Origin of the sequence: Acidovorax sp. 62, assembly GCF_002754495.1 — a bacterium.
Lineage (GTDB): Bacteria > Pseudomonadota > Gammaproteobacteria > Burkholderiales > Burkholderiaceae_C > Acidovorax.
On the sequence record NZ_PEFJ01000001.1, the window covers coordinates 3,510,181 to 3,530,000 of the forward strand.

Below are 19,820 nucleotides of genomic sequence, written 5' to 3' on the forward strand. Positions count from 1 at the left end.
GTTCCTGCTTACATTCTGGCCGGAGCCGACACACCCAGCACGGCCAGGCCGTTGTGCAACACCTGCGCCGTCGCGGCAACCAGCGCCAGGCGGGCTTTCTTGATCGCTTCGTCGTCCACCAAAATGCGCTCGGCATCGTAGTAGCTGTGGTAGGCCGATGCCAAGTCGCGCAGATAGAAAGTGACGTCGTGCGGGGCCTCGCCGTCGGCTGCGGCCGTGAGCATCTCGGGGTACTTGGCCAGCTGCAACATCAGGGCCTGGGCCTGCGGGCCTTCCAGGGCCGACAGATCCACAGCCTTGAGCGCAGCGACATCCCCACCGCCCGCCTCTTGCCACGCACGCAGCACCGATTGGATACGGGCATGCGCGTACTGCACGTAGTACACGGGGTTGTCGTTGTTCTGGGCCACAGCCAGGTCCACGTCGAAGGTGTACTCGGTATCGGGCTTACGGCTCAAAAGGAAGAAGCGCACGGCGTCCTTGCTCGTCCACTCGATCAAATCGCGCAGCGTGACGTAGCTGCCCGCGCGCTTGCTGATCTTGACCTCTTCGCCACCGCGCACCACGCGCACCATGGTGTGCAGCACATAGTCTGGGTAGCCTTGTGGAATGCCCACATCGGCCGCCTGCAGGCCAGCGCGCACCCGCGCGATGGTGCCGTGGTGGTCGGTGCCCTGGATATTGACGACCTTGGTGAAGCCGCGCTCCCACTTGGCGATGTGGTAAGCCACGTCGGGCACGAAGTAGGTGAAGGTGCCGTCCTGCTTGCGCATGACGCGGTCCTTGTCGTCGCCATAGTCGGTGCTCTTGAGCCACAACGCACCGTCTTGCTCGTAGGTCTTGCCGTTGGCCACCAGCTTGTTCACCGTGGCCTCGACGCGGCCGCTGGTGTACAGGCTGGATTCAAGGTAGTACTCATCAAAGTGCAGATTGAACGCCTGCAGGTCCTTGTCCTGCTCGTTGCGCAGGTAGGCCACCGCAAACTGGCGGATGTTGTCGTAGTCCTCGACATCGCCATTGGCGGTGAATTCGCGGTCATCGGCCTTGACGGTGGCTTTGGCCTTGAAGGCCTCTGCAATGTCGGCGATGTAGTCACCGTTGTAGAAGTTCTTGGCCAGCGGGTTTTCGCTGTCGGTGGGCCAGCAGTCGTCGCCGGGCTTGAAGCCCTTGGCGCGCAGTTGCGTGCTCTTGGTCAGGGTGTCGATTTGCACGCCCGCGTCGTTGTAATAGAACTCGCGGTGCACGTTCCAGCCCTGGGTGCTGAACAGGTTGCAGATGGCATCGCCCAGCGCAGCTTGGCGGCCATGGCCCACGTGCAGCGGGCCCGTGGGGTTGGCCGACACAAACTCAACCAGCACGCGCTGACCTTTGTCAGGCTGATAACCAAAGCGCTCGCCAGCGGCCAACACCTCGCGCACGATTTCTTGCTTGGCGGCAGGCTGCAGGCGGATGTTCAGAAAGCCTGGCCCGGCGATTTCAATGCCCGCCACCCAGCGGGCAAAAGCGGGCGTGGCCTCCAGTGCGGCCTTGAGTTGCTCGCCCAGCGCACGGGGGTTGAGCTTCAGCGGCTTGGCCAATTGCATGGCTGCGGTGCAGGCAAAGTCGCCATGGGCAGCAACCTTGGGGGATTCAAAGGCCGCCTTGGCGCCTGCGCCGGGCGAAATGGCATCCAGCGCGGTAGCCAATGTGGCCAGGAGTTCGTTTTTGACAGAGAGCATCGGAGGATTTTACGGGGCGCCACCTGTGGCGCTGTAAACGCAGTGACCAAGCACGCCACAGACCAGGGGCCACAGCGGCCCGAAAGCACCGATCAACACCCGCCACGGCCTCAAAGTGAGCAGGGCCATGATCGATAAGTCACCGATTGGCGTGAAGCGCAACAGATCGTAAGAAACAGGCCCCATGATGCGGAACTGTCAGCGCCGCCAGAATCTGGCGCGTTGAAACCCTACCATCCATACCGGATTGGTTATCGATGTTCCTAAAACATTCTGGAGCCCCTATGAAAAAGCTTCTCTCCCTGACCGCCCTGAGCCTGGCCCTTTCGATCAGCGCAGCCCATGCCGCCGATGCACCCGCCGCCGCTGGGGCCGCAGCACCTGCAGCCAAGACCGCTCCAGCCCCCGCCGCCGCACCGGCAGCAGCAGCGCCCGTGGCAGCCGCCCCTGCGACGCCTGCCTCCACTCCAGCAGCAGCGCACACCAAGCAACAATCCAAAATGGCCACCTGCAACACAGAAGCGGCGGACAAGAAGGGCGATGAACGCAAGGCGTTCATGAAGACTTGCCTGAGCAACAAGCCTGCGACGCAGCAAGACAAGATGAAGACCTGCAATGCAGACGCTAAGGCCAAGACGCTCAAGGGCGACGAACGCAAGGCATTCATGAGCGAGTGCCTCAAGAAGTGAGGGACTGGGCGGTTCCCACTATCCGCCCACCCCAAACGGAAAAGCCCGCCAGATGTGAGTCTGGCGGGCTTTTTCATTGGGGCTATGTACCGCGCTCAGTGCCCGTTACCACCCACGCGCCCAGAACACGGCAATCACCGCAACCACGGGCAGGATGTGGGACTGCACCATGACCCAGCGGCGGGTGCTGCGCACTTCGGCCTCGCCGGGCAATGCACCCGTGCTGTTCAGCACTTTGAGCCAGCGGCGAAAGGTCAGCGTGGGCTTGATGGAGATCAACCCCATCAACACGAACAAGGTGATCTTGATGTGGAACAGCGGCTGTGACACATACCAGGACAGCCCTTTCACCCCCAGATACAGGCGCGCCAGACCCGTTGCCAAAAGCACCACGGCCGTGATGCCGTAGATCAGGTCCAGCCGCGCCAGGCGCTTGACCACAGCGGGGCTCATCCATTCCGAGCGGCAAAGTGCGGCTTCGCTGGTCAAAAAAACCACCAGCGTGAGGATGGCCAGCAAGTGCAATGCGGCCAAAACGGCTTCGAGAGTCATGGAGTTTCCTTGGTATGCCCCGGTGAGAACGCCATTGTGCTTGAGGCAAATCCCACACGGCCCCAGAAAAAACGCGGCGCAGGCCCTGAAGCCTGCGCCGCGTTGGTCGAACCCCAGGGGAGGCGGATCAAGCCACCGTGCGTGCCGCAGCCCCCACAGGCACGTCGGCAGTCACCACCGGTGCGGCGGCCGCTACGGCGGGCGCAGGCAGCGCATGACCGTTGAGTGCGGCGTCCAGGCGTTCGTGGTCCAGCGCGTTTTCCCAGCGCGAGACAACCACGGTGGCCACGGCGTTGCCGATGAAGTTGGTCAGCGAGCGGCATTCGCTCATGAAGCGGTCCACGCCCAGGATCAGCGCCATGCCGGCCACAGGCACTTCGGGCACCACGGCCAAGGTGGCGGCCAGGGTGATGAAGCCCGCGCCCGTCACGCCTGCCGCGCCCTTGGACGACAGCATCGCCACCAGCAGCAGCGCCACCTGGTGGCCCAGCGTCAGTTCGGTGTTGGTGGCCTGGGCGATGAACAGCGCAGCCAGCGTCATGTAGATGTTGGTGCCGTCCAGGTTGAAGGAGTAGCCCGTGGGCACCACAAGGCCCACCACCGACTTGCTGCAGCCGGCCTTTTCCATCTTTTCCATCAGTGATGGCAGGGCGGATTCGGACGACGAGGTGCCCAGCACCAGCATCAGCTCGGCCTTGAGGTAGCGGCACAGCTTGAGCACCGAGAAGCCGCACAGGCGGCAGACAAAGCCCAAGATCACCAGCACGAACAGCAGCGAGGTGATGTAGAACGAGCCCACCAGCCACGCCAGGTTGACCAGCGAGCCCAGGCCAAACTTGCCAATGGTGAACGCCATGGCCCCGAAGGCGCCCAAAGGTGCTGCCTTCATGACAATGCCCACCACCTTGAACACGGGGGTGGTGAGGGCTTCCAGGAAGTTCAACACCGGACGGCCAGGCTCACCCACCATGGCCAGGCCGACGCCGAACAGCACGGCCACCAGCAACACCTGCAGGATGTTGTCGCCCACGAAGGGGCTGACCAGGGTCTTGGGGATGATGTCCAGCGCAAAGCCGGTGAGCGTCATCTCGTGCGACTTGGCCACGTAGCCCTTGACGGCCGTCTGGTCCAGGTCAGCGGGGTTGATGTTCATGCCCGCGCCGGGCTGCACCACATTGGCCACCACCAGGCCCACCACCAGGGCCAGCGTGGAGAAGAACAGGAAGTACGCCATGGCCTTGCCAAAGACGCGCCCCACGGTGGAGAGCTGCGACATGCCTGCGATGCCGGTCACAATGGTCAGGAAGATCACCGGGGCGATGATCATCTTCACCAGCTTGATGAAGGCATCGCCCAGCGGCTTGAGCGCCTCGCCATAAGAGGGCTCGAAGTGGCCCAACAGCACGCCCAGGACGATGGCCAACACCACCTGGAAGTACAGTTGCCGATAGAAGGGCAGCTTCAAGGTCGAAGCGGCTGGAGCGGAATGGTTGTGCATGGGGCGGGTCTCCAAAAATCGCGGGGCGCACCACCGGGGTGCGACAGGTGCGCGTTAAGGGTGCCGTTTGTACCGCTGCAATTTGTTTCAGCCGATAACCTATTGGTATTAGTCCCAAGCCGCCCCATAGGAGAGCACACGCGCCCCATCAGGGTAACTACCTAGCCCCCAACAGGGTGCGCACACTCTCACCCGCCCCAGACTGCACAACGCCCTCTCCACCACGCCCCCTCAGACATGTCTACGCCCCGCCTTCGCCAACTCTGGACGCTGCTGATCCTGCTCGCCGGCACGGTGGGCAGCATGTTGGTGGCCGGGCAATGGGCGTGGCACCGGTCGCTGCACGACGAAAGCGACAGCGTGCAGCGCCAGCTGGGCCTGTATGGCCAGACATTGGCCCAGCGCATCGACCGCTACCGCACCCTGCCGGAGGTGCTGGCGCTGGACGCGCAGTTGCTAAGCGCCCTGCAACGCCCCCTGCGCCCGGCCGAGGTCGAGCAGCTCAACCTCAAGCTGGAGCAGGCCAACGGCGCCAGCCAGTCGTCCACCCTCACCCTGCTCAACCGCGAGGGCCTGGCCGTGGCCGCCAGCAACTGGCGCACCGCCACCAGCAACGTGGGCGTGGACTACAGCTTTCGCCCCTACGTGCAGCAGGCGCTGGCCCAGGGGCGCGGCAGCTTCTACGGCATTGGCGTAACCACCGGCGAGGCGGGCTACTTCCTGTCGCAGGCCATTCGCGACGAAACCGGCCACATCCTGGGGCTGGTGGCCATCAAGATTGCCCTGCAGGAGCTGGAGCGCGAGTGGCTGCAGACGCCCGACATCGTGCTCGCGTCGGACGCGCACGGGGTCGTCTTTCTGGCCAGCCAGGACGCCTGGCGCTACCGCCTGCTGGAGCCGCTGGACGACGAAGAGCGCCGCGAGCTGACGGCCACGCGGCAGTACTCCGACCAACCCCTGCGGCCGCTGGAGTTGCGGGTGGACGACCGTCTGGACAACGGTGGCCGGCTGGTGCGCCTGCTCTCTGCCGATCTGCCCCCCCTGCCCGGCCGCGCGCTATGGCAAACCCAGCCGCTGCCCGGCACCCCCTGGCAATTGCACCTGGTGCACGAAACCCACAGCAGCCTGGCCGACAGCCGCTGGGCAGCTGCGGCTGGCGGGGGCGGCTGGCTGGCCTTGTCGCTGCTGGTGCTGTTTGTGCGCCAGCGCCAACGCCTGGCCCGCCTGCGCCAGCGCAGCCGCCAAGAGCTGGAAACTGTGCTGCAACAGCATGCGCAAGAGCTGCGCACCGCGCAGGACGGCATCGTGCAGGCCGCGCAGCAGGCCGCCCAGCAGACGGACACGGGCTTGAGCCGCAGCCTGGAGCACCTGCCCCAAGGCGTGGTCATCATCGATGCCGAACTGAACCTGGTGGCCTGGAACTCGCGCTACGTGCAGCTGTTTCGCTACCCCGCAGACCTGATGCAGGTGGGCCGCCCCATTGCAGACCTGCTGCGCCACAACGCCCGCCGTGGGCTGCTGGGGCCCGGCCGGGTGGAGGAATCCATCGAGCGGCGGCTGGAGCACCTGCGCAGCGGCACGCCCCACCTGCACGAAAGCGCCAAGGACGACGGCACCGTGCTGGAGATCCGGGGCAACCCGCTGCCCGAGGGCGGTTTTGTGACCAGCTACGCCGACATCACCAGCTACAAAAACGCCGCACGCGAGCTGCGATCGCTGGCCGATGCGCTGGAGCAGCGCGTGGCCGACCGCACCCGCGACCTGGACGCCGCGCGGCGCGAGGCCGAGCAGGCCAACCGCTCCAAAACCCGCTTTGTGGCCGCCGCCGTGCACGACCTGTTGCAACCGCTGAACGCCGCGCGCATGTTCACCTCGCTGCTGCGCAGCCACCTGCAGGGGGATGCAGCGCAGCATGCCGCCGACAGCATCGAAGGCGCGTTGGCCGCGCAAGACGCCATCCTGGGCAGCCTGCTCGACATCTCGCGCATGGAATCGGGCCAGCTCGACGTGCACATCCACGACGTAGCCCTGGGCCCACTGCTGCAGGTGCTGGCCCACAACTTTGGCGTGCTGGCCGAGAGCCAGGGGCTGAAGCTCAGCTGCGTGCCCACGCGCGCCGTGGTGCGCACCGACGAGAACCTGCTGCGGCGCATCGTGCAAAACTTTGTCTCCAACGCCATCCGCTACAGCCGACGCGGGCGCATTGTGGTGGGCTGCCGGCGGATGAAGCGGGCGGACGGCGAGCACCTGCGCATTGAGGTGCATGACCAAGGCCCCGGCATCCCCGAGGCACTACAGCGCGAGATTTTTGAGGAATTCCGCCGTCTGGACGAGGGCCGCGCCGACGACCGGGGCACAGGCCTGGGCCTGGCCATCGTCGAGCGCCTGGGCCGCCTGCTCGGGCACGAGATTGGCCTGCGATCGCAGCTAGGGCGTGGCAGCGTGTTCTGGGTGTGCGTGCCTTTGGGCGACCCGGCTGCGGCACAGCAGGCCGCTGCCCCCGCAACCACACAGCAGCCCGGCGACGATGCGCCCCTGCAAGGCAGCAGCGCCTGGGTGATTGAGGACGATGGCCCGACCTGCGCCGCCACGAAGGCCCTGCTGGAACGCTGGGGCTGCGCAGTGCCACTGGCGGGGGGCGCGCTGCAAGCGCTGGAGCAAGCCCAGCCCGGCTTGGCGCCTCAGTTGGTGCTGCTGGATGTGCACCTGGGCGCGAGCCACCTCGGCCCCGAGGTCTATACCGAGCTGTGCCAACGCTGGGGCCAGGCGCCCGCCGTGATCCTGGTCACCGCCGAGCGCGATGCCACCTTGCGCCGCCAAGCCGCCGAGCGCGGCTGGGGCTTTCTGGCCAAACCCGTGCGCGCGCCCGCACTGCGGGCGCTGGTGAGCCAGACCTTGCTCAGGTTGAAGCCAGGCTCACACCCCTGAGCCACTGGCGCGGCGCCCTGTGCTGCGCCTGACTCCTTGCCTTGGCAATTCGCTTCTTTTTTGATAGCTGCTCGCGCTTTATTGATAAGCGCTAGCAGCCTATTTCATTCAAACATCGGCAATCCGGCACCGCATCCAATGCGTGGCATCAGCCTGCAGAGCCGTCCTCTGCCTCCAGGCTCTTGACCAGCACCGCCGCCTGCGTGCGGCTGTAGCAAGCCAGCTTCTTCAGGATGGCGGTGACATGCACCTTCACAGTGTTCTCGGCCAAGCCCAGCTCGGCGGCGATCTGCTTGTTGAGCAAACCATCCGCCAAACACAGCAGCACGCGGAACTGCTGGGGGGTGAGCTGCGCCAGTCGCGCGGCCAGCTCGGCGTCGGCTTCGGAGCGCTCGGCCGCCATGGGCGGGAACCAGCTGCCGCCGTCGAGCACGGCGGCAATCGCTTCGCCCATGGCCTCGGCGGGGGCCGACTTGGGGATGAAGCCCGCCGCGCCAAACTGCTGCGCGCGGCGGATGACGCGCGGGTGGTCGTTGGACGAGATGATCACCACCGGCAACTCGGGATATTCGCCGCGCACATGCAGCAGGGCCGAGAAGCCGCGCGTGCCGGGCATGCTCAGGTCCAGCAGCACCAACTCCACCTCAGGGTGCTCTTGCAGCGCCTGGCCCAGGGTGGCGGCGCTGGCCGCCTCCAGTGTGCGGAACTGCGGCAGGCGCTCGCGCAGCACATGCAGCACAGCAGCGCGGAACAAGGGGTGGTCGTCAGCGACGAGGAGCGTGGGCTCGGACATGGGCTCAGTCTGCCACGGCGCGGGCGGCCTGGGTTGGAAAATGGGGCGCGTGGAGGGGAACGCGAAGGGGCATCACCGCCCCTCCCAGAACGCGGGCCGTGCGTATTGCTGCTTGAGGTAGTCGATCCACAGCCGCACGCGCAGGGGCAAGTGCTTGCGCTGCGGGAACACCACGTAAATGCCGTTGGGCGGCGCAGCAAACTCGCCCAGCACCTCCACCAGGCGCCCAGCGGCGATCTCGGACTCCACCTCCCAGGTGCTGCGCCAGGCAATGCCGTAGCCCGACAGGCACCAGTCGTGCAGCACCTGGCCGTCGGAGCAATCCAGCGGGCCGCCGGGCTTGAGGTGCAGCACCTCATGGCCGCCGCCCTCGGCCGGGATGCGGAACGCCCAGCCACGCACTTGCGAGGCTTCGCTGGAGAGCGTGAGGCAGTCAAACTGCACCAGCTCGCTCGGGTGGCGGGGCGTGCCGTGGCGGTGCAAATAGGCGGGCGTGGCCACGCACAGGCGGCGGTTGTCGGCAATGCGCACGCTCACCAGGGACGAATCGGGCAGGTCCCCCACGCGCACGGCGCAGTCGTAGCCCTCGCCCGCCATGTCCACCACGCGGTCGCTGAGGTTCAGGGAGATGGTCACATCCGGGTGCAATTCACGAAAGCGCGGCACCAGCGGGGCTACATGGCGGCGGCCAAAACCCGCCGGGGCGGTGATGCGCAGCTGCCCCGTGGCTTTCACCCCGCCCGCCGAAACGCTGGCTTCGGCATTCGCCACGTCCGACAGCATGCGCTGGCAGTCCTCCAGGAAGGCACTGCCCTCGTGCGTGAGGCTGATGCGCCGCGTGGTGCGCACCAGCAGCTTCACTCCCAGGTGGGCCTCCAGCGCATCCAGGCGGCGGCCCATGATGGCCGGGGCCACGCCCTCGGCCTTGGCCGCTGCGGTGAGGCTGCCGCGTGTGGCCACCGACACGAACGATTCAAACGCTTTGAGTTTGTCCATGGCCTCACTTTTGCATAAAAGTCATTGGTTTTGAGATTTTGATGATCTTTATATCGTCAAACATTTGCAATACAGTGACCCACAAGCTGTTCCCCAGGCCCCCTGGCAACTGGGAAAGACCCTCCTTTCAACCATTGCAACCATCGCTAGAGGCACGCACCATGACCGATCGCACCACCGTCCACGGCCTGCAAGTGGCCAACTCCCTGTTCCGCTTTGTCGAAGACAAGGTGCTGCCCGGCACGGGGGTCGATGCCGCCGCCTTCTGGAAGGGTTTTGATGCCATCGTGGCCGACCTGGCCCCGCGCAACATCGCCCTGCTGGCCGAGCGCGACCGCCTGCAGACCGAGCTGGACACCTGGCACAAGGCCAACCCCGGCCCCATCCAGAACATGGTGGCTTACCGCAGCTTTCTCGAAAAAATTGGCTATCTGGTGCCCCAACCCGCCGAGGTGAAGGCGACCACCGCCAACGTGGACGACGAGCTGGCCACCCAAGCCGGGCCGCAGCTGGTGGTGCCCATCCTGAACGCACGCTATGCGCTGAACGCCGCCAACGCCCGCTGGGGCAGCCTGTATGACGCGCTGTATGGCACCGATGCCATCAGCGAAGAAGGCGGTGCGGAAAAGGGCAAGGGCTACAACCCCGTGCGCGGCGCCAAGGTGATTGCATTTGCACGCCAGGTGCTGGACGACACCGCGCCGTTGGCCAGCGGCTCGCACAAGGACTCCACCGGCTACCGCGTCGAAGGCGGCCATCTGGTCGTGTCACTGGCCAACGGCAGCACCACAGGCCTCAAGGACGCGTCGCAGTTCAAGGGCTACCAGGGCAGTGCCGCCGCTCCGTCGTCGGTGCTGCTGCAGCACAACGGCCTGCACCTGGACATCCAGATCGACCGCAGCACGCCCATCGGCCAGACCGATGCCGCGGGCGTAAGCGACCTGGTGCTCGAAGCGGCCCTGTCCACCATCCTGGACCTGGAAGACTCCGTGGCCGCCGTGGACGCCGAAGACAAGGTGCTGGGTTACAGCAATTGGCTGGGCATCATCCAGGCCACGCTGACCGAGCAGGTCGCCAAGGGCGGCAAGACCTTCACGCGCGGGCTGAACCCTGACCGCGTCTACACGGCCCCCCAAGGCGGAGAAGTGCGCCTGCATGGCCGCTCGCTGATGTTCCTGCGCAATGTGGGCCACCTGATGACGAACCCGGCCATCCTCTGGACCGACGCGCAGGGTGCCGTGCGCGAAATCCCCGAAGGCATCATGGATGCGGTGGTGACCACGGCGATTGCACTGCACGACCTGCAGGGCCATGGACAAAACGGCATCCGCAACTCCCGCAAGGGCAGCGTCTACATCGTCAAGCCCAAGATGCACGGCCCCGCCGAAGTGGGCTTCGCCGCCGAGCTGTTCGGCCGCGTGGAGAAGCTGCTGGGCCTGGAGGGCAGCACCGTCAAGCTGGGCATCATGGACGAAGAGCGCCGCACCTCCGTCAACCTCAAGGCCTGCATTGCCGCCGCATCGAGCCGCGTGGCCTTCATCAACACCGGATTCCTGGACCGCACCGGCGACGAAATGCACACCGCCATGCTGGCCGGCCCCATGATCCGCAAGGGCGACATGAAGACCAGCGCCTGGATCCAGTCGTACGAGAAGAACAACGTGCTGGTGGGCCTGAGCTGTGGCCTGCGCGGCAAGGCGCAGATCGGCAAGGGCATGTGGGCCATGCCCGACCTGATGGCCGAAATGCTCAAGCAGAAGATTGGCCACCCCAAGGCCGGTGCCAACACCGCCTGGGTGCCCAGCCCCACGGGCGCCACGTTGCACGCGCTGCACTACCACCAGGTGAAGGTGAGCGACATCCAGATCGAGCTGGAAAAGACCGACGTGAACGCCGAGCGCGACAACCTGCTGACCGGCCTGCTGACCATCCCCGTCACTGGCACCCCGAACTGGACGGAGGCCGAAAAGCAGCAAGAGCTGGACAACAACGCCCAGGGCATTCTGGGCTACGTGGTGCGCTGGGTGGACCAGGGTGTGGGCTGCTCGAAGGTGCCCGACATCAACGACGTGGGCCTGATGGAAGACCGGGCCACGCTGCGCATCAGCAGCCAGCACCTGGCCAACTGGCTGCACCACGGCGTGGTGACCGAGGCGCAAGTGCGCGAAACCTTCGAGCGCATGGCCGCCAAGGTGGACAAGCAAAACGCTGGCGACGCGCTCTACCAACCCATGGCCGGAAACTTTGGTAGCAGCATGGCCTACCAGGCGGCGTGCGATCTGGTCTTCAAAGGCAAGGAACAGCCCAGCGGCTACACCGAACCGCTGCTGCATGCCTGGCGCCTGAAGGTGAAGGCCTTGGCAAAGTAAGAGACCACTATAAAAACAATAGCTGCTAGCGCTTATATATCGGGCGCTAGCGGCTTTTTTATGCTTAATTTGAGGCATTTCCGCACTGCAAGCTATGCCGCTTACAGCCGCAACGCATGGCTGCAAAGACGTAACTTATCTAAAGTTTGAGAAAGGTCATGTCGTAATGGCAGGGTAAACCCTCGATTCGACATGCACATCCACCACCTCTCCATCGGTAGCCGCTTGGCACTGGCGTTTTCTGCCGTGATTTTCCTCACAGCGGCCATTTTGGGCATCGGCATCTGGCAGCTGCAGGCCATTGCCAGCGAGACCGATGCCATGATGGAGCGGCCGCTGACCAAGGAGCGCCTAGTCTCCGACTGGTACCGCACCATCCACACCAGCGTGCGCCGCACCACCGCAGTGGCCAAGAGCTCCGATCCGTCCCTGGCCACCTTCTTCGCCCCTGAAAACGCAGAGGCCTCGCGCAACTCCACAGAGCAGCAAAAGCAAATCGAGGCCTTGCTGGAGACGCCCGAGGAAAAAGCCCTGTTTGCCACGTTGTCGCAAGCCCGCCAGCGCTACATTGCGGAACGAGACGCGGTGAACAAAGCCAAAGCCGATGGTCAGGCCGAGGAGGCAGAAAAACGCTTCAACAGCGATTTCCGCCCCGCAGGCGCGGCTTATCTGGACAGCCTGCAAGCCCTGCTGGACCAGCAGCGCACCAGCATCAACACCGCCGCAGCGAACGTGCAAAGCGGCTACACCCGGGGCCGCGTGCTCATGATCGGCCTGGGCGCGCTGGCACTGCTCACCGCTACGGCTCTGGCGTACATCATCACCCGCAGCATCACCCGCCCCCTGCACCGCGCCGTGGTGGTGGCCCAGACAGTGGCCAGTGGCGACCTGAGCACGCAGGCCGGTGCCGCTGCCAGCGCCCGCGACGAAACCGGCCAACTGCTGCGCGCACTGGACGCCATGAGCGAGCAACTGCGCTCCACCGTCGGGCAAGTGCGCCAGGGGGCAGAGACGATTGCGCTGGCCTCCAGCGAAATTGCGCGGGGCAATCTGGACCTGTCCAGCCGCACAGAAGAGCAGGCCAGTGCGCTGCAAGAGACGGCTGCGTCCATGGAGCAGATGACCGCAACCGTGCGGCAAAACGCGGACAACGCCCGGCAGGCCAATCAGTTGGCACAAGACGCCTCCAGCCTGGCCCAGCGGGGTGGCACCGTGGTGGGCAATGTGGTGAGCACGATGGGTGGCATCCACACCGCCTCACGCAAAATCGTGGACATCATCTCGGTCATCGATGGCATTGCCTTCCAAACCAACATCCTGGCCCTGAACGCGGCCGTGGAAGCCGCCCGCGCAGGTGAGCAGGGACGCGGCTTTGCCGTGGTGGCTGGCGAAGTCCGCACCCTGGCCCAGCGCAGTGCGGCGGCTGCCAAGGAGATCAAGGGCTTGATCGACGACTCGGTACAGCAGGTGGACGCGGGCAACCGGCTGGTGGAGGAAGCAGGCACCGTCATCCGCGACGTGGTGAGTGGCGTGCAGCGCGTGACCCACATCGTGGGCGAGATCAGCGCGGCCAGCCAGGAACAGACGGGCGGCCTGGAGCAGGTGAACCGGGCCATCGCCCAAATGGACCAGGTCACCCAGCAAAATGCCGCCCTGGTGGAAGAGGCCGCCGCCGCCACAGGTTCGCTGGAATCCCAAGCCACCCAGCTGGTGCAGGCCGTGGCGGTGTTCAGTTTGGGCAATGCAGACACCGGCCGGCTGCAGCGCCATCCCGGCGCTGCGTTGTCCATCGCGGCCTGACACTGGGCACGGCGCCCTCGGGCCGAGGGCTGGCAAAAAGGCACGCCAGCCCCCTACACTGCACGAGCCCTCTGCCCCCTCATCCCGATTGAACGCCGTGACCCCAGACCCATCGTCGTGCCCCGTGTGCGGCCAAAGCAACCAGTGCGCCGTGGAAGCGGGGCTGGGCATTGAGGCGTGCTGGTGCACCGCGACCCCCATTGAGCCCACGGCATTGCAGGCCATCCCCCAAGCTTCGCAAGGCAGGGCCTGCCTGTGCCCCGCCTGCGCCACCCGGGCCCACCCGCCACAGGGTGGCGGGCTAGCCAAGGCAAACCCGAGTGGGCACTAGGCACGGACCACGCCGATATGATGGGCCTTTAGCGTTTTCAACCCGAAAGGACTCCCCCCATGCCCACCTATCACATCGAAATGATGGAAGGCCGCACGATCGAGCAGAAGAAAAAACTCGTCGCAGAAATCACCCGCGTCTCGGTCGAAATTCTGGGCGGCTCGCCCGAGTCGGTCGACATTCTCATCACCGATGTGAAGCGGGAAAACTGGGCCACCGGCGGCACGCTGTGGACTGAGCGCAGCTAACCCCAACCCTGACCGGCATTTCCATGGGCACGCAACCATCCGGCTCGCTGGCCGTATTGCAAGAACGCTACGGCCAACGCTATCGGTGGTTGCTGCTGCTTTCGGTGATGGTGGGCACCATGGCCTCCATCATGTCATCCACCATTGTGAATGTGGCCATCCCGGACATGAGCCATTACTTCACGTTGGGGCAAGAGCGCGCCCAATGGGTGACCTCTGGCTTCATGGTCGCCACCACCGTGTCCATGCTGACCACCCCGTGGCTGCTGGCACGCTATGGGTACCGGGCTACGTATGTGGGCGCCATGCTCATCCTGCTGCTCGGTGGCGTAGGGGGTGGGTTGGCACAGAACTTTGGCTTGGTCTTACTGGCCCGCGTGGCAGAGGGCCTGGCCGCAGGGGTCGTACAGCCCATTCCTGCTGTCATCATTCTTTATGCATTTCAGCCCCATGAACAAGGCCGCGCCAGCGGCATCTTTGGCATGGGTGTGGTGCTGGCCCCGGCAATTGGCCCCAGCATTGGCGGCCTGCTGGTCGACTGGTTCGGCTGGCGCTCCATCTTCTTCATGGTGGTGCCGCTGTGCCTGGCCTCCATCTGGCTGGCCTACCGGTTTGTGCCCATGACAGCCCCAGGGGGAGTCCCCGCCAATCGATCCGGTGAAGGGCTGGACTGGCGCGGCCTGCTACTGGGCACAGTGGGGACCTTGTGCTTGCTCAACGGGCTGGTGTCGCTGCATGGCGGCACGGGCGCGGAAGCGGGCGTCTTGCTGCTGGTGGCGGTGGGAGCCTTTTTCGGGTTCATCGCCTGGCAAAAGCGCATGGCGAGCTTAGGAAAAAAGCCGTTGATGGATTTACGGCTCTTCCAATTTCGCCAATTTGCGATGGGCAGCATCGTGGCCTTTATCTACGGCACCGCCCTGTTTGGCTCCACCTACCTGCTGCCGGTGTTCATGCAGCTGGGGCTGGAGCTCACTCCCTCGCACGTGGGCACGTTGATGCTGCCCGCAGGCATTGTTTTGGCCATCACCATTGCCTGGGTGGGCCGCCTGGCAGACAGCCATCCCACCCATGTCCTGGTCAGTGCGGGCCTGGCACTGCTAGCCGCCTCGTTCGCGCTCATGCTACTGATCGGCTTGCAGTCCACGCTGTGGATGCTTATCGCATTCGCCATCCTTGGGCGCATTGGCCTGGGCTTCATTCTTCCCTCGCTCAACCTGGGAGCCATGCGCTCGCTGGACAAGGCGCTGATTTCTCAGGGTTCCAGCGCTATCGGCTTTGTGCGCATGCTCGGTGGCGCAGCTGGCGTGAGCCTATGCGGCATTGTTCTGGAGTGGCGCATCGCCGCCCATGGCGCATCCTTGTCGCTAGGCCCCAGCAATCCTCAAAGGATTGCAGCCTTCGGAGAGACCTTCCTCATGCTGGCCGCGCTGTGCCTGATCGCCATGGTGGCTGCGTGGCAATTGCGAGAAAAACCCGCAGCCGGCCCAAAATCTGCAAACTAACATTTAATCGCGCTCATCATGTGCCAACTGCTGGGAATGAACTCCAACACGCCCACGGACGTGACTTTTAGTTTCAAGGGCTTTGCCCAACGTGGCGGCAACACTGCCGATCACTCTGACGGCTGGGGCATCGCATTTTTTGAAGATCGGGGCCTCAGGCACTTTGTGGACCACCTGCCTGCGGTGGATTCACCGATTGCAGACCTGATTCGGCGTTATCCCATCAAAAGCCGCAACGTCATTGCCCATATCCGCAAGGCCACCCAGGGCGCGGTCGCACTGCAAAACTGCCACCCTTTCGTGCGCGAGCTGTGGGGGCGCTATTGGGTGTTTGCCCACAACGGCGATTTGAAAGACTTCCGCCCTCGGTTGCACTCCCATTTCCATCCCGTGGGCAACACCGATAGCGAGCATGTTTTTTGTTGGCTGATGCAGGAGTTGGCCAAGTCACATGCCTGTTTGCCACCGATTGACGAGCTCACCCTGACCCTCAAAGAGCTCACACGCTACATAGCGCCCCATGGGACTTTTAATTGCTTGCTCTCCAACGGCGAGGCCTTGTGGGCCCACGCCACAACCCAGCTTCATTACATCGAGCGCCAGCACCCCTTCAGCGAGGCACAACTGTCTGACGAAGATGTACGCATTGACTTTGCCAAAGAAACGCAACCCACAGACCGTGTGGCCATCATCGTCACAGCGCCGCTGACCAACAACGAGCGCTGGACCGCCTTCAACGCTGGCGAATTGGCTGTTTTTGCTGATGGGGTGAGGCGGAGCTGATTGAACTGTCCGCAGTCCTGACACAACGAGCGCGCAGAACAGGCGATCTGGCTTACTGGCGCGCGCAGGCATCAAAAGCGAAGGCGTCGGATACTCGAACAGCAGCCGCCACTAGGGGCTGTTGAGAATCAAGCACAACGGCTCGGAGGGCTGTGATGCAATAGGCGCATGAGCATTCGATGGGTACTGACAGACGAGCAATGGGCCAAAATGGAGCATCAATGCCTTGGCAAGCCAAGTGATCCTGGACGCAGCGGCACAGACAACCGCCGCTTCGTTGAGGCAGTGCTGTGGATTGCCCGCACAGGTAGCCCCTGGCGAGACCTGCCGTCAGAGTTCGGCAAGTGGAACACGGTGTTCAAACGCTTTAGAGACTGGGTTAAGGCCGATGTGTTCCAACGCCTGTTCGATGCAGTGAGCGAGCAGCCGGACATGGAATACGCGATGGTGGATGCCACGATTGTGAAAGTGCATCGGCACGGCCAGGGGGCAAAAGGGGGACTTCGGGCCAGGCCATAGGCCACTCGAGGGGTGGCATGAGCACGAAGATACTGGCGCTGACGGATGCGTTGGGCAATCTGGTGAATTTCGTCTTGATGCCAGGGCAGCGCCATGACACCAAAGGAGTCAAAGAGCTGATCGCTGATGTGCGCTTTGAAGCCTTGCTCGCCGACAAGGCCTTCGATGTGAACTGGCTGATCCAGGAGTTGGACAAGCGCGGGGCGCAGGTGGTGATCTCACAGATGCCGCGAAGGAGAGCGCCACTGGAGATTGACCGGGAGGTCTACAAATGGCGTCACTTGATCGAGAACTTCTTTTGCAAGCTCAAGGAGTTCAACCGTATCGCAATGCGCAGCGACAAGACGGATAGCAGCTTCGCAGCGATGATCTATCTCGCAGCTGGGGTTATTAACTCCCGTTGATTCTCAACACGCCCTAGAGCAAGGCTAGCGTGTGGCCATCCAAGGTTGGGGATAGTGTTCATTTCGATGGCCCCATAACGCAAAACCCCCCAATCCGTTGGGACTGGGGGGTATTGGGGCTATAAGAGCCTGACGATGACCTACTTTCACACGGGAACCCGCACTATCATCGGCGCAAAGTCGTTTCACTGTCCTGTTCGGGATGGGAAGGAGTGGTACCAACTTGCTATGGTCATCAGGCATAACTTGGTGCTGGGCTGTTCGTGGAACAGCCTGGCGAATTCATAGAGTTTGGAATCAGATTTTATGTGTTTTGACTGCGTCAACTTGGCATAACAATCTTTGAGCTTTTCACACAAGCATGACTGCTTGAGCGTTGGCTATCAAAGTTATAGGGTCAAGCCTCACGAGCAATTAGTATCAGTTAGCTTAACGCATTACTGCGCTTCCACACCTGACCTATCAACGTCCTGGTCTTGAACGACTCTTTAGGGGGCTCAAGGCCCCGGCAGATCTCATCTTGAAACGAGTTTCCCGCTTAGATGCTTTCAGCGGTTATCTCTTCCACACTTAGCTACTCGGCAATGCCACTGGCGTGACAACCGATACACCAGAGGTGTGTCCACTCCGGTCCTCTCGTACTAGGAGCAGGCTTCCTCAAATCTGCAGCGCCCACGGAAGATAGGGACCAAACTGTCTCACGACGTTTTAAACCCAGCTCACGTACCTCTTTAAATGGCGAACAGCCATACCCTTGGGACCGGCTACAGCCCCAGGATGAGATGAGCCGACATCGAGGTGCCAAACACCGCCGTCGATATGAACTCTTGGGCGGTATCAGCCTGTTATCCCCAGAGTACCTTTTATCCGTTGAGCGATGGCCCTTCCATACAGAACCACCGGATCACTATGTCCTGCTTTCGCATCTGCTCGACTTGTCAGTCTCGCAGTTAAGCACGCTTATGCCATTGCACTATCGTCACGATGTCCGACCGTAACTAGCGTACCTTCGAACTCCTCCGTTACGCTTTGGGAGGAGACCGCCCCAGTCAAACTGCCTACCATGCACTGTCCCCGATCCAGATAATGGACCTAGGTTAGAACCTCAAACACACCAGGGTGGTATTTCAACGTTGGCTCCATGAGAACTAGCGTCCTCACTTCAAAGCCTCCCACCTATCCTACACAGATCTGTTCAAAGTCCAATACAAAGCTACAGTAAAGGTTCATGGGGTCTTTCCGTCTTTCCGCGGGGAGATTGCATCATCACAAACATTTCAACTTCGCTGAGTCTCAGGAGGAGACAGTGTGGCCATCGTTACGCCATTCGTGCAGGTCGGAACTTACCCGACAAGGAATTTCGCTACCTTAGGACCGTTATAGTTACGGCCGCCGTTTACTGGGACTTCAATCAAGAGCTTGCACCCCATCATTTAATCTTCCAGCACCGGGCAGGCGTCACACCCTATACGTCCACTTTCGTGTTTGCAGAGTGCTGTGTTTTTATTAAACAGTCGCAGCCACCGATTTTTTGCAACCCCTTTGGGCTCCCTCTGTACGAGTTCACCTACTTGGGGCATACCTTCTCCCGAAGTTACGGTATCAATTTGCCGAGTTCCTTCTCCTGAGTTCTCTCAAGCGCCTTAGAATACTCATCTCGCGCACCAGTGTCGGTTTGCGGTACGGTCGTCAATAGCTGAAGCTTAGTGGCTTTTCCTGGAAGCAGGGTATCACTCACTTCGTCTGCAAGCAGACTCGTTATCACCCCTCATCTAAGCCCGGCGGATTTGCCTACCAGGCACGACTACAGGCTTGAACCAACATATCCAACAGTTGGCTGAGCTAACCTTCTCCGTCCCCACATCGCACTATTGATCGGTACAGGAATATTGACCTGTTTCCCATCAGCTACGCATCTCTGCCTCGCCTTAGGGGCCGACTCACTCTACGCCGATGAACGTTGCGTAGAAAACCTTGCGCTTACGGCGAGGGGGCTTTTCACCCCCTTTAACGCTACTCATGTCAGCATTCGCACTTCTGATACCTCCAGCATCCGTTACCAGACACCTTCACAGGCCTACAGAACGCTCTCCTACCACGTGCAATAAATTGCACATCCGCAGCTTCGGTAACTGGCTTAGCCCCGTTACATCTTCCGCGCAGGACGACTCGATCAGTGAGCTATTACGCTTTCTTTAAATGATGGCTGCTTCTAAGCCAACATCCTGACTGTTTTAGCCTTCCCACTTCGTTTCCCACTTAGCCAATTTTAGGGACCTTAGCTGGCGGTCTGGGTTGTTTCCCTCTTGAGTCCGGACGTTAGCACCCGGTGCTCTGTCTCCCAAGCTGTACTCGTCGGTATTCGGAGTTTGCATAGGTTTGGTAAGTCGCCATGACCCCCTAGCCTAAACAGTGCTCTACCCCCGACGGTAATACTTGAGGCACTACCTAAATAGTTTTCGGAGAGAACCAGCTATTTCCAAGTTTGTTTAGCCTTTCACCCCTATCCACAGCTCATCCCCTAGTTTTGCAACACTAGTGGGTTCGGACCTCCAGTACCTGTTACGGCACCTTCATCCTGGCCATGGATAGATCACTTGGTTTCGGGTCTACACCCAGCGACTGATTCGCCCTATTCGGACTCGATTTCTCTACGGCTTCCCTATTCGGTTAACCTTGCCACTGAATGT

12 protein-coding genes, 2 rRNA genes and 2 pseudogenes (1 of these 16 running past the window's edge) are annotated in these 19,820 nt (G+C 62.5%); 9 read left to right on the forward strand and 7 right to left on the reverse strand.

Annotation, left to right across the window (positions count from 1 at the left end; all coding sequences use genetic code 11):
• Positions 1-8 precede the first annotated feature (8 nt).
• Positions 9-1,718 carry an arginine--tRNA ligase gene (gene argS, locus CLU86_RS15790; RefSeq protein ID WP_099742273.1) on the reverse strand — a complete coding sequence of 570 codons (1,710 nt, stop codon included), beginning with the start codon at positions 1,716-1,718 and terminating at the stop codon, positions 9-11.
• A 284-nt stretch (positions 1,719-2,002) separates the two neighbouring features.
• On the opposite strand from argS, the gene CLU86_RS22665 reads away from it, so the two are divergent.
• The gene (locus CLU86_RS22665; protein WP_143226723.1) at positions 2,003-2,407 is read left to right on the forward strand and encodes a PsiF family protein; all 405 of its coding nucleotides are present in this window, start codon (positions 2,003-2,005) and stop codon (positions 2,405-2,407) included.
• Positions 2,408-2,512: 105 nt separating this feature from the next.
• On the opposite strand, the gene CLU86_RS15805 is transcribed toward CLU86_RS22665, so the two are convergent.
• Both CLU86_RS15805 and CLU86_RS15810 read right to left on the reverse strand, forming a co-directional pair.
• Positions 2,513-2,959, reverse strand: coding sequence for a DUF2214 family protein (locus CLU86_RS15805; RefSeq protein ID WP_099656948.1), 447 nt, complete (start codon positions 2,957-2,959; stop codon positions 2,513-2,515).
• Between the two features lie 127 nt (positions 2,960-3,086).
• Complete coding sequence (locus CLU86_RS15810) at positions 3,087-4,457, reverse strand: dicarboxylate/amino acid:cation symporter (RefSeq protein WP_099742274.1); 1,371 nt, start codon at positions 4,455-4,457, stop codon at positions 3,087-3,089.
• Between the two features lie 237 nt (positions 4,458-4,694).
• Between CLU86_RS15810 and CLU86_RS15815 the strand changes: the two genes are divergently transcribed.
• Positions 4,695-7,385 carry a PAS-domain containing protein gene (locus tag CLU86_RS15815; RefSeq protein ID WP_099742275.1) on the forward strand — a complete coding sequence of 897 codons (2,691 nt, stop codon included), beginning with the start codon at positions 4,695-4,697 and terminating at the stop codon, positions 7,383-7,385.
• A 148-nt stretch (positions 7,386-7,533) separates the two neighbouring features.
• Here the strand turns inward: CLU86_RS15815 and CLU86_RS15820 are convergent, their stop codons facing one another.
• Both CLU86_RS15820 and CLU86_RS15825 read right to left on the reverse strand, forming a co-directional pair.
• The gene (locus CLU86_RS15820) at positions 7,534-8,178 is read right to left on the reverse strand and encodes a response regulator transcription factor (protein ID WP_099656951.1); all 645 of its coding nucleotides are present in this window, start codon (positions 8,176-8,178) and stop codon (positions 7,534-7,536) included.
• Between the two features lie 72 nt (positions 8,179-8,250).
• Complete coding sequence (locus CLU86_RS15825) at positions 8,251-9,174, reverse strand: LysR family transcriptional regulator (protein WP_099742276.1); 924 nt, start codon at positions 9,172-9,174, stop codon at positions 8,251-8,253.
• 161 nt (positions 9,175-9,335) lie between these two features.
• On the opposite strand from CLU86_RS15825, the gene CLU86_RS15830 reads away from it, so the two are divergent.
• From CLU86_RS15830 to CLU86_RS15860, 7 genes and pseudogenes are all read left to right on the forward strand, one after another.
• Positions 9,336-11,543: a malate synthase G gene (locus CLU86_RS15830; protein ID WP_099742277.1), complete on the forward strand. Its 2,208-nt coding sequence runs from the start codon at positions 9,336-9,338 to the stop codon at positions 11,541-11,543.
• A 192-nt stretch (positions 11,544-11,735) separates the two neighbouring features.
• Positions 11,736-13,343, forward strand: a complete 1,608-nt coding sequence (locus CLU86_RS15835; RefSeq protein ID WP_099742278.1) for a methyl-accepting chemotaxis protein — start codon at positions 11,736-11,738, stop codon at positions 13,341-13,343.
• The gene (locus CLU86_RS15840; protein ID WP_099742279.1) at positions 13,285-13,674 is read left to right on the forward strand and encodes a cysteine-rich CWC family protein; all 390 of its coding nucleotides are present in this window, start codon (positions 13,285-13,287) and stop codon (positions 13,672-13,674) included. The genes CLU86_RS15835 and CLU86_RS15840 overlap by 59 nt, the downstream gene beginning before the upstream one ends.
• A gap of 56 nt (positions 13,675-13,730) precedes the next feature.
• Positions 13,731-13,922 (forward strand): annotated as a pseudogene (locus tag CLU86_RS15845) (4-oxalocrotonate tautomerase); the annotation flags it as partial.
• A 23-nt stretch (positions 13,923-13,945) separates the two neighbouring features.
• The gene (locus tag CLU86_RS15850) at positions 13,946-15,424 is read left to right on the forward strand and encodes an MFS transporter (protein WP_099742280.1); all 1,479 of its coding nucleotides are present in this window, start codon (positions 13,946-13,948) and stop codon (positions 15,422-15,424) included.
• A gap of 18 nt (positions 15,425-15,442) precedes the next feature.
• On the forward strand, positions 15,443-16,207 hold the full coding sequence (locus CLU86_RS15855) for a class II glutamine amidotransferase (RefSeq protein WP_099742281.1): 765 nt from the start codon (positions 15,443-15,445) through the stop codon (positions 16,205-16,207).
• A 210-nt stretch (positions 16,208-16,417) separates the two neighbouring features.
• Positions 16,418-17,130: pseudogene (locus tag CLU86_RS15860) on the forward strand (IS5 family transposase).
• 127 nt (positions 17,131-17,257) lie between these two features.
• On the opposite strand, the gene rrf reads toward CLU86_RS15860, so the two are convergent.
• A 5S ribosomal RNA gene (gene rrf / locus CLU86_RS15865) occupies positions 17,258-17,370 on the reverse strand.
• A 153-nt stretch (positions 17,371-17,523) separates the two neighbouring features.
• Positions 17,524-19,820 (reverse strand): 23S ribosomal RNA (locus CLU86_RS15870); it runs 582 nt beyond the window's last position.